12 protein-coding genes are annotated in these 13,604 nt (G+C 54.7%); 7 read left to right on the forward strand and 5 right to left on the reverse strand.

Going from position 1 to position 13,604, the window contains the following annotated elements; translation table 11 throughout:
• Nucleotides 1-574 precede the first annotated feature (574 nt).
• A complete protein-coding gene (locus C447_RS13210) occupies nucleotides 575-1,066 on the reverse strand; it encodes a hypothetical protein (RefSeq protein WP_007694719.1) in 492 nt (163 codons plus the stop codon).
• A 277-nt stretch (nucleotides 1,067-1,343) separates the two neighbouring features.
• On the reverse strand, nucleotides 1,344-1,760 hold the full coding sequence (locus tag C447_RS13215; protein ID WP_237713375.1) for a luciferase domain-containing protein: 417 nt from the start codon (nucleotides 1,758-1,760) through the stop codon (nucleotides 1,344-1,346).
• Between the two features lie 181 nt (nucleotides 1,761-1,941).
• Here C447_RS13215 and C447_RS13220 point away from each other — a divergent pair, with 181 nt between their 5' ends.
• On the forward strand, nucleotides 1,942-2,601 hold the full coding sequence (locus C447_RS13220) for a dihydrofolate reductase family protein (protein ID WP_029601855.1): 660 nt from the start codon (nucleotides 1,942-1,944) through the stop codon (nucleotides 2,599-2,601).
• Between the two features lie 630 nt (nucleotides 2,602-3,231).
• Here the strand turns inward: C447_RS13220 and C447_RS17740 are convergent.
• Both C447_RS17740 and C447_RS13230 read right to left on the reverse strand, forming a co-directional pair.
• The gene (locus C447_RS17740) at nucleotides 3,232-3,606 is read right to left on the reverse strand and encodes a hypothetical protein (protein ID WP_152416165.1); all 375 of its coding nucleotides are present in this window, start codon (nucleotides 3,604-3,606) and stop codon (nucleotides 3,232-3,234) included.
• Between the two features lie 201 nt (nucleotides 3,607-3,807).
• The gene (locus C447_RS13230) at nucleotides 3,808-5,451 is read right to left on the reverse strand and encodes a sodium/phosphate symporter (protein ID WP_237713358.1); all 1,644 of its coding nucleotides are present in this window, start codon (nucleotides 5,449-5,451) and stop codon (nucleotides 3,808-3,810) included.
• Between the two features lie 344 nt (nucleotides 5,452-5,795).
• Here C447_RS13230 and C447_RS18240 point away from each other — a divergent pair, with 344 nt between their 5' ends.
• The 5 genes from C447_RS18240 (at nucleotide 5,796) to C447_RS13250 (ending at nucleotide 10,968) form a co-directional block, all read left to right on the forward strand.
• Nucleotides 5,796-5,948: a hypothetical protein gene (locus C447_RS18240; protein WP_169316562.1), complete on the forward strand. Its 153-nt coding sequence runs from the start codon at nucleotides 5,796-5,798 to the stop codon at nucleotides 5,946-5,948.
• A gap of 414 nt (nucleotides 5,949-6,362) precedes the next feature.
• Nucleotides 6,363-7,391 (forward strand): glycosyltransferase family 2 protein, encoded by a 1,029-nt coding sequence (locus tag C447_RS13235; RefSeq protein WP_007694727.1) that lies wholly within the window; start codon nucleotides 6,363-6,365, stop codon nucleotides 7,389-7,391.
• Nucleotides 7,392-7,549: 158 nt separating this feature from the next.
• Entirely contained in the window at nucleotides 7,550-8,467 is a 918-nt protein-coding gene (locus tag C447_RS13240) for an NAD-dependent epimerase/dehydratase family protein (protein WP_029601838.1), read from the forward strand.
• Between the two features lie 10 nt (nucleotides 8,468-8,477).
• Nucleotides 8,478-9,731, forward strand: coding sequence for a nucleotide sugar dehydrogenase (locus C447_RS13245; RefSeq protein WP_007694730.1), 1,254 nt, complete (start codon nucleotides 8,478-8,480; stop codon nucleotides 9,729-9,731).
• Nucleotides 9,724-10,968, forward strand: coding sequence for a glycosyltransferase family 4 protein (locus C447_RS13250; RefSeq protein ID WP_237713357.1), 1,245 nt, complete (start codon nucleotides 9,724-9,726; stop codon nucleotides 10,966-10,968). The genes C447_RS13245 and C447_RS13250 overlap by 8 nt, the downstream gene beginning before the upstream one ends.
• A 36-nt stretch (nucleotides 10,969-11,004) precedes the next feature.
• On the opposite strand, the gene C447_RS17360 is transcribed toward C447_RS13250, so the two are convergent.
• Nucleotides 11,005-12,156: a glycosyltransferase family 4 protein gene (locus tag C447_RS17360; protein WP_007694734.1), complete on the reverse strand. Its 1,152-nt coding sequence runs from the start codon at nucleotides 12,154-12,156 to the stop codon at nucleotides 11,005-11,007.
• Between the two features lie 186 nt (nucleotides 12,157-12,342).
• Here C447_RS17360 and C447_RS13260 point away from each other — a divergent pair, with 186 nt between their 5' ends.
• Nucleotides 12,343-13,503 (forward strand): glycosyltransferase, encoded by a 1,161-nt coding sequence (locus tag C447_RS13260; RefSeq protein ID WP_007694736.1) that lies wholly within the window; start codon nucleotides 12,343-12,345, stop codon nucleotides 13,501-13,503.
• The last annotated feature ends 101 nt before the right edge of the window (nucleotides 13,504-13,604 follow it).

A 13,604-nucleotide genomic window follows, 5' to 3' on the forward strand; every position in this document is an offset into this window, starting at 1 on the left:
CCCCGATCTCTGCGGGTTATATTGGAAGTAATTACGGGGCCACGATACCGTTCCTCATCGGGGCGGTCATCGTCGTGGTCGGTAGTGTGGGCCTCTTCTGGAAACGTGAGGTCATGAATATCGGTCTTTCAGCGTCGACCCCGAACTCTGCCGACTGACACCCTAGTTCCCTTTGAACCGTGCAGGCGGGGAGTTTTCGGATGACCCAGAAGACCTGCTGTCGGCACCGGTAGTTACTATTCCAGCCTCGATCCCGTTGACCACGAGTACAACGGATTCGTTTCGGAGTGGCTGCCCGCTCGTTGTGAGTCGGCCTGCAACGCTGACAACCAGGGCACTCACGTTCGAGCCGTTGACCGAGACCTGTGAGGGGCTGAGGGAGAGCGATGTCGGTGTCGATCGAACGGTGACCGGCAGTGACGTATTGACTTGATCAAGGGGGTCCTGAAGCGAAGCGAGACGCCAACAGTCTGGCCGGTGTCCACAGTCTTCGGGAGGCTACGGAAACCCAACGGAGGTTATCTGTACAGTACGAGAGTAGGTCGAGTCCGACGTCGGCACCAGCTACAGAGACCTAATCGAAAAGCTCGTTCTGCTCGCTATATTCGCCTTCCGAGAGGCTCTCATCCTGGGCATTGTACTGCGGACCGAAAGCATCCCTTTCATCCTCCCAGTCGACGTAGTAGACGGTCAGCGTGCCGGCAACGATATCTCCCAGATCGTCAAGTTCGGATTCAACCACATTGGCCTGCTCGATCGAGTCGAGATCTGGATGAATCTCCCGTTCGAGCCAATCTTCAGGGAGTTCCGGTGCACGGTAATCGACCACCCCGGCTTCGTCGTCCCACATGAACTCGAAGTCAGCGAACAGATCGAGCTCGCGGGCGATCGCATATTCCTGTTCGCTAAGTCCGGTATCGAGGGCCCACTGGTTGAACGCATCTTCCCACGCTCCCTGTTCGAGGTACTCGAAGAGGTCCCGATGGCGGTAGCGATCCGCCTCGTATGTGTCTCCATCTTCAACTGACGGTGCTGGCGGTGTGGGTGGTTCGATATCACGAGACATGCATTGCAAACGTGGGCCGAGGATATAACAGTTCACACGGTCGTTCGTGCCTCCACCTCGTGACCTCCTCGCCAGTATATGGACTATGTTATCGAATATCCGTCATCTCTGCCAACGCTGCTGTGTTGTGAAACGCAGGTTCGTATCCAGTACGACCGCTGAAAGCTGCCATCAACCAGGTGTTTCTCAACAAGGCCAAAAATCCGGTTCCCGTTTCTGATAATGGGTAACCCGGAGTGGGGTTTCAGGGGAGTAATACAGGAGTCCCAAAGTGAGTTCAGACCAGCGCCCGTCCGTCGAATGCCGCTCTGAGGGCCTCACTCGGGTTGAGTCTCGTCAGTTCAGTTTCGACGTCGACCCCGGCGATCGCAGGGTCAACGTCCTCACGGTGTTGCTGTGCACGGACGTGATAGATGTACGAGATCAGCAGTAGTTCGATCGTTTCATCGATATCCGCCTCGGTGTCGAAGTAGTGGGTCACCCAACTCGACTCGGGGTAGATGTGGTGCTTCGATGTTTTGTTCTCTGCAAGGAGAACGTCACGGAGTCGTTTGGGAAAGGGAATATCCGCCTGTTGCTTCCCGTGAACATGACCGATCTCCCGCCCGCTCACGGTGAACTCCTCGCCGCCATACCGATGTGACCCGACGGAAACACCGGGCCACTCGCTGACTTCCACTGTGATGGATTTCATGATGTTCATATCCGTTGGTTCGACGGTTCGTTGCCGCGACCGGTGGTTTCGTGGGTTTTTCTGAATTCTACGGTTTTAGTAGGGGTGCGAGGAGCATGAAGCTGTCTGCGAGTACGTCGATACGCCCATCACGATGAACTGGGCCGATGAAGCTATTTCCTGCTCTCGCGTAATGCGGGCTATGGGTATCAGTCACACGAACGATTCAACCGGGCGGCTCGCTGTTCAAACATTCCTCACACTCGACGGTGTGATGCAAGCACCAGGAGGACCCGAGGAGGACCGGGACGGCGGCTTCGATCAGGGTGGGTGGACGGTCAACTACTGGGACGAGCAGATGGGAGAGGTCATGGACGAGCAGATGAACGAGGGTGACGCACTGTTGCTCGGTCGAAGGACGTACGACATCTTCGCCGCACACTGGCCCAACATCGATCCAGAGGACGACCCGACAGCAGCGAAATTGAACGACGTACCGAAGTACGTCGCTTCTCGAGATCTCTCGGACGTAGAATGGGAGAACTCGACGCTCCTCGAAGGAGACGTTGCCGAGGCGGTCCTCGGTCTCAAAGGGAAGTACGAAGGACAGACGATTTCGGTATCGGGAAGCCAGAACTTGATCCAGACGCTGTTGAAACACGATCTCGTCGATGAGTTCTGGCTTTGGGTCTTTCCCGTGGTTGTGGGAGGGGGCAAGCGGTTGTTCGGCGAGGGAACGGTGCCCGCAGCCTTCGAACTGAGTGGTGCTGAAACGTCGAGTACGGGGGTTCAAATGCTTCGATACGAGCGAGCTGGAGAGATCGACCACGGCTCGTTTGCACTGGATGATACAGCTGCGTGAGCAACGCCTTCACGTCTGTACTTCAATTTCGAAGAATTCCACTAGCGATAGGTCAGTGGCGACTAGTGTTGCTGATCCACCAATCTAATTCGAGAGTGTCGTACCCGGAAGCAGCAACGCCAGATAGCCACCCACACTTTGATTGTTTACTCTTCTGAGGGGATCTCGTTTCCACAGACCCGACATTGGTTCGGTTGCCAGGATACCGTCCGCACAACGGACTGAGTCTCTCCGCAACTTGGGCAGTACTGCTCAAGTGCTGTTCCTCTATCGTAAACCATCGAAAGCAGGTCGACACTCAAGAGTTGTAGGAGTTTACTCTAGGGGCCTAGACGGGAGTGACACGCATTCGGTAACATATGCACCGATAAGATATCTCAAATGTATGGTCGCTGAACCGTGCCAGAGGTGGTCGTGAGAGAGGGGATCACCAAGGGAGATATCCGGCAACGCTGATGTGCTCCACGCTCTCGGTGGCAACGGGAGTAGAAGTGGTATGATTGGTGACGCAACACACCGAGGAAAGTATAACACCGCAAAGTCTCACGGGAAAACCGCTCTCTGACGCTACTTTCTGAGCGAGAGCACGATTCTATGAGACGAACAGAGAATCCGAAAAGGGAGAGGTGGTCATTCTTTGGGCCGCTCATCGGAGTTGAGATCGAAGGAGACGTTCTGGTCTTTGTTCAGGTTGACGCTCTTGCCCTTCTGGCCCTGAGCGACGACGTCGTATTGACCCTGTGGCAGAGTGACGCTGATCTGGCCGGCACTGTCAGTGTAGCCGCTGAAGACCTGGTCTTTGGTCTTCTTGTTAACAACCGTAACGGGGACGTTGTCCAGAGCGTCACCCTCAGAGGAGACATCAACTCCGAGTGAGCGTTCACCCGAATGACCACCGGGATTCTCCTTGGCAAGGACTGTGAGATCGGTTGCAATTGGAGTGCTGATCGCTGTAAGTGCCAGAATCGTCGTAACGAGGATGGTTACTCGGATTTGCCGACTCATTCTGACGCAATGACAAGTCATGTCTGAAAGAAAATAAGCTTTGCTTCATTGAGAGTTAGAGTCAAAGAAGAAAACTGTATGGAAGTTCGTCATCGGCGATGGCTGTAGTCACGAATTCTACTAGCAAATGCCCCAATCAGTCGGATACTATAGTCCCCTCCTATAGCTACGAAACGAGATGTGCTTGTTGGAGTAGTAATATTAACATTTCGACGAGGCTCTACCGGTCGGAATTGTCAACGACAACGGATTCCGACCTGTCGTGGTGTATACCAAGTTGTGACTGCTGAGCCACTCGTGATATCTGGCGTCGGATATCGTCTCCGGGGCGCTCGGGAACAGGTGAGCGCCCGTGGTGGTCCACGATTCGGCGGAGAGTACCGGACACCTCGGCTGTGGTCCATTATTCAGCCAGTTCGCGATAGGTGTGTAGGATACCTGAGTTTGAGTTGGATAGTAGAGAATTCCGACCTTCCAGAGGGAGTGCTCGGTCGTCCACTGGCCGGGAACGTGGTTTGTAGCGAACGTCGTGCCATCGAATTCCTCGGGGGTGGTGGTACTGGGATAGGAGAGCGTATCGAGGTCGACGAACGCCAACGGAGCGGTCACGGCCGCGCTGACGACCAACACGACACCAAGAGCCACCCGAAGGGAGCGACGACTCGGTGTCGGTATCCGTCCCCGAGAGTGGGCATGGAGGCCGCCTGCCGCGGTCAGTGAGGCGAGGACGAACAGGGGGAGATGAACGAACGTCTGGGCTCGCATCACCGTGCCGAAGAACTCGGGGGTCAACGACGCGGTGAGGGCGAAGAATACCTCGGCGATCGGGGCGACGAGGAGTGCGACGACGACGGCACCATCCCGAGGATCGGTCGCGGCCAGCGGGAGCCCGTAGCTCGCTAGTGCTGCCGGGACGAGAAAGACGAGTACGAGCACTAGGATAGGGAGCGGTGTCGTCACCGTTCCCGGAAATATCGGGAGGAAGACGTTCGCAACCAAGACGGTATATCCAAACCCAATGGCCCCGATGAGAATCGTTCGTTGAAGGCGCTGGCTGGTCGAGCGAAGCCAGAGAATCCCGATCACGAGGACGATGAGCCAGGCGACGAACAATCCCGGATAGGCCGCCACTCGGCCCACGTAGGGGACTGTGAGCCCGAATCGGGCAGCAACGTCGTAATAGAGCGCGAAGTAGCCCCAGAACCCACCGACGAGGGCGACACCGACCGTCACGATGCGGGTGGTGGGGACACGGAGGATCTGTGTTGTGAGGACCCCGAGGATCGTGAGCGCTGCAATGAGCGTACTGAAGGTGTGGACGAGGGGAAACGTAACGGTGAGTACGATGGTCGTCGCGATCCAGGCTGCCCGGCGCGTTCGAACGGCTCTGTGGACGGCGATCGCGAGCAGTGGGACGAGCAGGATGCCGATCGCTTCCTCGTCGGCGACACCGGTTCGTCTGAGATAGAGCCCCTCGATGGCGAGTCCCAGGCCGGCGAGAACGGCCGCATAGCGAACCTGCCGATCGGGAAGTTCCAAGCCTGCTCCGAGACGCCGAACGATGGCGACGGCTGTCAGACAGGACCCGGCTCCGAGAACGGCAACGAGCAGTTGGGCTGTCTTTACCGGCTTCATGTCCGCGACGGCACTGAGCATCGCCAATCCGTTGGCAAAGGCGAAGTTGTCGGCACGGAACTGATCCAGGGGGATGGAATCAGTCGCAAGTGTATCCCGCGCGAGGGCCGCATAGCCGAACCCGTCGGTCGTCGCCGGGTACGGACTCCAGTGAAGCGTTAGCGTTCGCATTCCGAGCGCCACCGCGAAAACGGCGAGAACGACGACCAAGTACTGACGATTACGACTCATTCTAGCGGAAAGGTTGCGCCCTCTGGGAATCGCCGAAGATGAAACGGTAGTGGTTCGTGTGAGCCGTCGATCGTCGGTCGATACTTGCAAAACGGTCCACAGTTACTCTATTCCTCTGTTTCGGATACCATACAGCCACTCCGCTTAACTGTGGTGTGTTGGCTCTTCGAGGGGCACTCGTATTCTTGAACTCCTTTTCTCACGGAATTCATCGGGCTCGACTGCGTGAGGTATCGATACTAGTTGTTTGATTACGAGTCAATAATATGGAAGTAAAACTTATAGGTGTGAACCGATACAAGTTACTCAGAAACTGAGTAACTATGGTCGCAGAATCAAACGCCGAAGGGGAGACCGGGGGAGAGACGGACGAGGAGCGGGAACAGGAGGCAGTTGATGGACATCTGGATGGGGTTGCTGATGGCTGTGGGTGTGCGGAAGTCTGGGAGCACCTCTCCGAGCATCGTGACGGGTGAGCGAGCGCAGATCGGCTCGTCGAATCAGTAGGATTGGCGATCCTGCTGGCAATTCAGGACGCGCTGATAGAATCCAACGTCGATGGTCTTCCCGCGCTGACCCTCCCTCCAGAACTCCGAGAGGTGGCAAAAATTAGGAACTGGTCACGGTCCGCCCGACCTCTCATCGCGTATCACCGTTATTCTGTTACTGGTACCACGAGCGTTTGTCCAGCAATTATATTTCGATATATATCGAACAACCTAAAATCGGATGCCAGAATAGTACAACTGCGGTATAAGGACTGACACCGAGTGTTTTCGGGATAGATAATGTATCGAGACCGGTAGTATTATCTCCTCTCCGAACAAGTTGATTTTGAACGGGGAACGGTCGTTGATGGAACTAGATACGGGGAATAACACAGGGGGCGAATGAACCTACCGTTAGACCTTCTGCTTGGAATCGTTGCACTCGGGATACTTCTCTGGGGTTTCGAGCGCTACCGGTCCCGCTTTAGCAAGAGCGAACTCCTCATCGCGATAGCGGCCGCGATAGGGCTCTTCGCGATCGCGTTCGTTCCGACGGTGTACGACTGGGTGGGGAACGTCCTGAACATCCGCAGACGGTACGTGACCATCTCACTGCTCGCAAACATCGGGCTCATCGGCTGTGTGCTATACTTGGTGTCCCTGATCAGGAACACCCGCACGAGGGTCAACGACCTCACGCGAAGCCTGTCGGTCGATCAGGCGGATGCGGCCATCGCGGACGGCGGGGAGGACATCCTCAGCATCGTGATCCCGGCATACAACGAAGAGGAGACGATCAGGGACGTCGTGAGTTCGCTACCCGAGAAAGTGCGGGGCCATCTGGTACAGCCGATCGTCGTCTCGGACGGGTCGGCGGACGACACGGCGATCCGCGCGCGAGAGGACGGCGTCGTCGTCGTCGAGCACCCGCTGAACCAGGGCCAGGGTGGAGCGTTGCAGACGGGCTTCGAGATCGCGATGAAGCAGGGTGCGTCCATCGTCGTCACCATGGATGGCGATGGACAACACCCGGTTGGAGAGCTGGAGGCGTTGGTGAGCCCGATCGTCGACGACGAGGCGGACTACGTCATGGGGTCGCGGCACAAGGGAACGGATCGCTCCGGAAATCACCTCCTTCGGCGCGCGGGTATCAGAGCCTTCACGACCATGATAAACGTGCTCACGAAGTCCTCTATCACGGACTGTACGAACGGCTTCCGTGCGATTCGCGGGTCGGAACTCGATGAACTGCTTCTCACTGAGGAACGATTCAGTGCGCCGGAGTTGATCATCGAGGCTCGGAAGAACGGGCTCCGATTGGAGGAGATCCCGATCACCATCGAGGAGCGACAGGCCGGCGAGACGAAGAAGCCACGCCTCGGCTACGCGATCGGATTGACGCGTACGATACTAACGACGTGGGTGCGATAGCTGCACTATGATAATCTCGACCAACATGATTACCGTACAATAATTGAGTTCAGCACCATCTATCATAGGTTAGACAATTGAAGCCAAAAACAATAAGTGAATTGCAAAGAACCTTTCAAATCCACAGCTTAATAACAAAGTAATTCGGAGACATCACAATGGCTGAAATACTGGTCACAGGTGGTTTAGGCTCTATCGGAGCACCCCTGACTGAAGAATTAGAAACACGGGGTCATGACGTCTGGGTCGCAGACCTACCTTGGTCGGAACGAAAGCAATACCACCGATGTGATCTCAGCGAGTACCGCCAGATCGCATCGGTCTTCGAATCGCATGATTTTGATTACGTTTACCATCTCGCAGCCGAGTTCGGTCGCAAGAACGGCGAGGATTTCTACGATACCATGTGGAAATCGAACGCAATAGGCACAAAAAACATGCTCCGGCTACAGCAAGAGCACGACTTCCGGATGATATTCTCCTCCAGCAGCGAGGTCTACGGCGATTACGGGGGCGAGATGAGTGAGGAAGTCCCTCGACAAACCCCGATCCGTCAGCTCAACGACTACGCGATCTCGAAGTGGGTGAGCGAACAGCAAATCTTGAATTCGGCGGAGCGACACGGGACCGAGACGGTTCGGGTCCGGTTTTTCAATACGTACGGCCCAGGTGAGAAATACAGTGAGTACCGGAGTGTAGTGGCGAAGTTCTGCTACCGCGCACTCCACGACCAACCGTATCACGTCTACGACAATCACCACCGATCGTTCACCTACATCGACGACACGATTCACACGCTGGCGAACATCGTTGAGACGTTCAACCCCGGTGAAGTGTACAACATCGCCGGCGAGAACTACCGCAACATCCAGGAGCTCTCCGACATCGTGCTCGACTATCTCGACAAAGACGACGACCTCGTCGAGTATCGAGGCGTCGAAGAACACAACACGCTGAACAAGAAGGCGAGTATCGAGAAAGCCAAACGGGATCTCGGTCATGAACACCAGATTTCGCTCGAAGAAGGGGTTCCACGAACGATCGAGTGGATGAAGACGGTATACGACGTTGAGTGACACGGGGACGGTGGCCGACGACCAGCTCGCAGCGATCGACGAGGTCGTCGTCGTTGGAACCGGCTTCGTGGGTCTTCCACTCGCGTTGATGCTTGCCGAACACGGCAAGCAAGTGGTCGGGGTAGATATCGATGAGAACCTCGTCGATGCGATCAACGACCAAACGCTCCATCTCGACGAGGAGCAACTACAGACATTGGTCGAAAGCGACCGGGTGAACGAACATCTCGAAGCGAGTACCACTCCGCGGACTGGTGACGCATTCGTCGTGTCGGTCCCGACACCCCTTGATGAGCAGACGAAAACACCTGACCTCACCTATGTCGTCAGTGCGGTCGAGTCCATACTCCCCTATCTCGAAGCGGGCGATCTCATCAACATCGAATCGACGATTCCGCCGCTCACCTGCGAGCGGACGGTCATACCGCTCATCGAGGAAGCCGGATTCGATGTCGGCGAGGAGATCCAGCTCGCACACTCCCCCGAACGTATCCTCCCTGGAAACGTCTTCGAGGAGATAGTCCACAACGACCGGATCATTGGCGGTGTCACCGAGGCCAGTCGACGCCGTGCTGCGAAGATCTACGAACCGTTCCTCGACGCAGAGACCTACTATACGGATCTGCTCTCGGCAGAGCTGTGTAAGCTCATGGAGAACACCTTCCGCGACGTCAATATCGCACTGGCGAACGAGTTCGCGCTCGTCGGCGAGCAGTTCGACGTGAACATGAACGAGGTCATCGAGCTCGCCAATCATCATCCGAGGGTCGATATCCTCACTCCGGGTATCGGTGTTGGTGGACACTGCCTTCCAGTCGACCCGTGGTTTCTCAACGACGCCAATCCGGAGCAAACAACGCTCATTACCAACGCCCGACGCATCAACGAACGGATGCCTCGGGTAGCCGCTCGCAAAGTGCGTCGTGCCGTCGCCGATCTGACCGATCCGCATATTCTCGCGCTCGGTCTAACCTACAAACCGGATACCAATGATATGCGCAACAGCGCGGCAGTAGCAGTTGCTGACGACCTCGACGCCGACGGGTACAGCGTAACCCGCCACGATCGGTATGTCGATGGAGATAGCTACTCCACCCTCTCGGAATTGATCGAACGAGAGGAACCCGACGTTGTCCTCCAGCTTGTTCCACATACAGAGACGGTCGCCGAACTCAACAGAATGTATTCAGATTTACGGGAAGATGATGTCCAAATACTCCAGTTCACTGGAGAGGATCCGCTCGATCCAACACAGCATGACTGAAGAACCGACAGAGAACAGCGTTCGCGTTCTCATTATCTCACAACTGTTCCCACCGGAATCGATGGGTGGGGCGCATCGCTGGCAGAAGCTCGCACAAAACCTTCCAGAAGAAGTCGAACCACATGTATTGGCACCGCCACCCATCGTCCCATTGGGAACATTTGAGCGCAGCTCTCATCTGTGGGAATCCGGGGAGATCGACGGGGTGCCTATTACTCGATTGTGGACCTACCAGCCGACTAATGATGACTGGACCGGCATTGGACGCATTCTGAATTTCACCATCTTCGCTCTGTTTGCCTCGTTGTACGTCTTCACTCATTGGTGGCGATACGACTGTATTGTCTCCTTCATCGGGCCTCATTCCACGCTCCTCCCTGGCTTCGTCGGACGGGCGTTCGGTCGGTCATGGATTGTCGATATCGACGATATGTGGATCGATAATGCAGCTGACCTTGGATTCGTTTCACGTGATTCGCTTACACATCAAGCGGTCGAGAAACTCGAATCCTATGCGTTCGTACTTGCTGACGGGATCACTGTCATCACACAGACGATGGCCGAACAGTACGCTGCAAAGCACGAGATGCAAGCGGCGGACTTCGTAGTGATACCGAATGGCATCGATGTCGAACGGTTTGCACCATCGGATGGTAGCACCACCAGCGATCGCTCGATAGTGTATACGGGTAAGCTCGGACAGGCACAAGCATTCGAACCATTCTTCCGTGGGTTTGCACAGCTCGACACGACCTACAGTCTCCGTATTGTCGGCTTCGGAGATCGTCGTGAAGAGCTCGAAGAACTCACGAGAGAACTAGCAATCAACGATCGAGTAAGCTTTGAAGGACCTGTCGACCGTGAGGAAATTCCAGCGATACTGCAATCGGCTGCACTGGCATGGGTGCCGCTGAAGACCACCCACAGTCTTGACTACGCGCGTCCGACGAAGTTACTGGAGACAATGGCCGCAGGCACTCCCTACATCGCAAGTCAGGTTGCTGAGATCGAGACCGTGACCGCCGACTCGGGAGCAGGGAGAGCAGTCGAGAATGAGCCACAGAAAGTCGCCAACGCAATGGATGAACTGATTGCCAATGATGATGACCGTGTTAGAGCAGGCCGTCGAGGTACTGTATTCGTTGCCGAAAATCACCAGTGGAGTGTACTCGGCAAGCGCGCTGGGGACATGATCTTTGCAGGAATCAACACGACTAGTACGGCACTACTCGACTAAACAAACTATCCGACTACATATCATTTGTCTTATATTTTATGGCTCAAGTGTTGAGCTATATACCTCTATGTGCCTATCCGCGATATGATCAACCGAGAACGCGTCCTTAGCACGTTCTCTAGCACTTCGTCCGTATTCACGACATTTTTTGGGTTCATTCAGAAGGTCACACATCGCTTCTCCCAGGGATTCCGAGTCCGCTGGAGGAACAACTAAGCCGTGTTCTTTGTGGACGAACTGCTCTGGAACGACCCCAACGTTGGTCGTCACTATCGGTTTTTCCATTGCCATTGCTTCCATAAGCGTCATGGGGCCGGTCTCGGCCACGGATGGCATAGCAAAAGCATCGAATTCAGATAGCAGTTGAGGAATATCAGACCGTCGGCCAAGAAAATGGACGGTATCTTCTAATTTCAACTCAGATCGTAGTTTCAAGAGCGATCGATAGTATTCTCGCTGAGTATCCAATATCGAACCTGCAATCGGGACACAGATCGGACCATAGCTATCGACTACATGACGAACCGCTCGCAGCAGATACTCATACCCCTTCGTTCGATTAACGTTCCCGATGGAACCAACGATCGGGGTTGAGGCGTCGATATCCACCATTTCGTGGAGCGGATTTTTATCAACAAACGTCTTCAAGGGATCGTATTGGTCTGTATCAACTATTGGATATACTGTTTCTGATCCTTCCCAATCTTCAACAAAGAAGTGTTGATTAACGACATTTGAAGACACGACGATGGTGTCCGACATGGCTTTTGCAGCGGTCGCGACGGCCCGATTGATCGGCCACGGGGCGTTGACGTCGTTCAAGTGCCACAGAACCTTTGCGTCACTCAGATAGGCAGCAACGGCCGATTGGAAGTTGAACGACATATTCACGTGAACGAGGTCGGGGTCGAGGTCACGGATGCAACCGAGAATTCGAGCAACGGATACGGGAAACGTGCCGACGTAGTTCAGATTCGCAAATACGCGCGCAGGAGGATGAACGCAGGAGAAGTGCGGACGGTATACCGAAAACCCTTCCTCCGCCAATCGCTCCGCAAAGACATCCTCACCGGGTGGAAACAGGAACGATGTTTCGATCCCCCGTTCGCGGAGCAGTCGAGCAACTGAGAGCGAACGTATCTGTGGCCCTCCGGTTCGACTATCCGTGAGACAAACGAGTACGTCCATTGAACGAATAACGTAGAGCAGCAAAGAATTATTTTCGGAAGGTGACTACGAAGGCTACTGTGACGAAACACGAATGCGTGGCCGGTAACCGTCGAGAAACGGTAGTGAATTTTAGTCTATGAGGCACACGAGAAGTACTAGAGGAACGCTTTATACACTCCATTCTGAAGTCATGCATACAACAAAATGAGCCTACCTGTCGTTGGATTCGTCATTTTAGTAGACGTTCTTGACGACCAGAACGCCGCATATCCAGCTGTACAGAATTTCATTGAGCTGTATATAAACGAAACCGAAGAAATATTGATTTTTGGACCGTCAGACGCAGATATCGATCGTGAGGGTGTCAAAGTAATACCTCTCCCACGCGATGCTCCCAAGAATACTGTCTTTAGAATATTGAGTTATGTTTGGTATCAGTGTCGGCTCGCCATCAAACTATTTCAAGCGCGTAATCACTGTGATTCAATATTCTTCCACATTGGTGGAACAGCGATGCTACTTCCTGTTATAGCGTGTCGATTAGGGGGATCGGCCGTGAATCTATTCGTCCTTGGTTCGGTTCGTATATCGTATCAACAGAACCACAAGCGAGGGATCGTTTCTAGAATGATTACCCGGCAGCTTGTTGCACTTGAGTGGGTCACAAGTCGACTTGCCGATCGTATTCTCGTGCTCTCAGAGGGGATGGTTTCTCCAGGTGACGGGCAACTTTCGACTGCAAAACGTGTTGCATCCAATCTCAACTACATAGATTGCGACCGTTTCGAGCGAGGGCCACCGGTCAGCGAGCGACCGTACGATATCGTATATATCGGACGATTTGAACAGGAAAAGGGCATCGTCAAGCTTGCAAACGCGTTAACACGTCTTGCTGAACGACGTCCTGATGTACGTGTCAAACTTATCGGCGATGGATCGCTCTACGATGAGGTAACAGGCATTCTCCAAGATGGGGATGCCACCGAACAGGTGGATCTGACAGGATGGGTCGACCACGAGGCGATCCCAACCCACCTCGCCGAAAGTCAGCTACTTGTGCTCCCGTCTGAATCGGAGGGCGTTCCTAAGACGATACTCGAAGCACTGGCGTGTGGGACGATACCCGTGGCGACGCCAGTCGGTGGTGTGCCTGATGTCGTTTCTGATGAAACCGGAGTGCTTCTCACCGATAACAATCCAGAGACGATTGCTCGTGTGCTTGACCGAACACTCAACCGCGACGACCTCGATGAAATGGCCAGTCGCGGCCGAGCATACATCCGTTCGATACACTCCTTCGAAGCGACTGCCGAGCGTTTTCGGGCGTTCCTTGCGTCGGACGTCGACACCGACACCCCAACCTGAGAGGAAATAACAGAGCATATGTTACCCGTCTCGAATAATGAGACATCTACTGGAACCATTTAACAAGCACAGACTGTTGTGTCAGAAAATGATACGCGCTA

Origin of the sequence: Halococcus hamelinensis 100A6 (assembly GCF_000336675.1) — an archaeon.
GTDB classification, from domain to species: Archaea; Halobacteriota; Halobacteria; order Halobacteriales; family Halococcaceae; genus Halococcus; species Halococcus hamelinensis.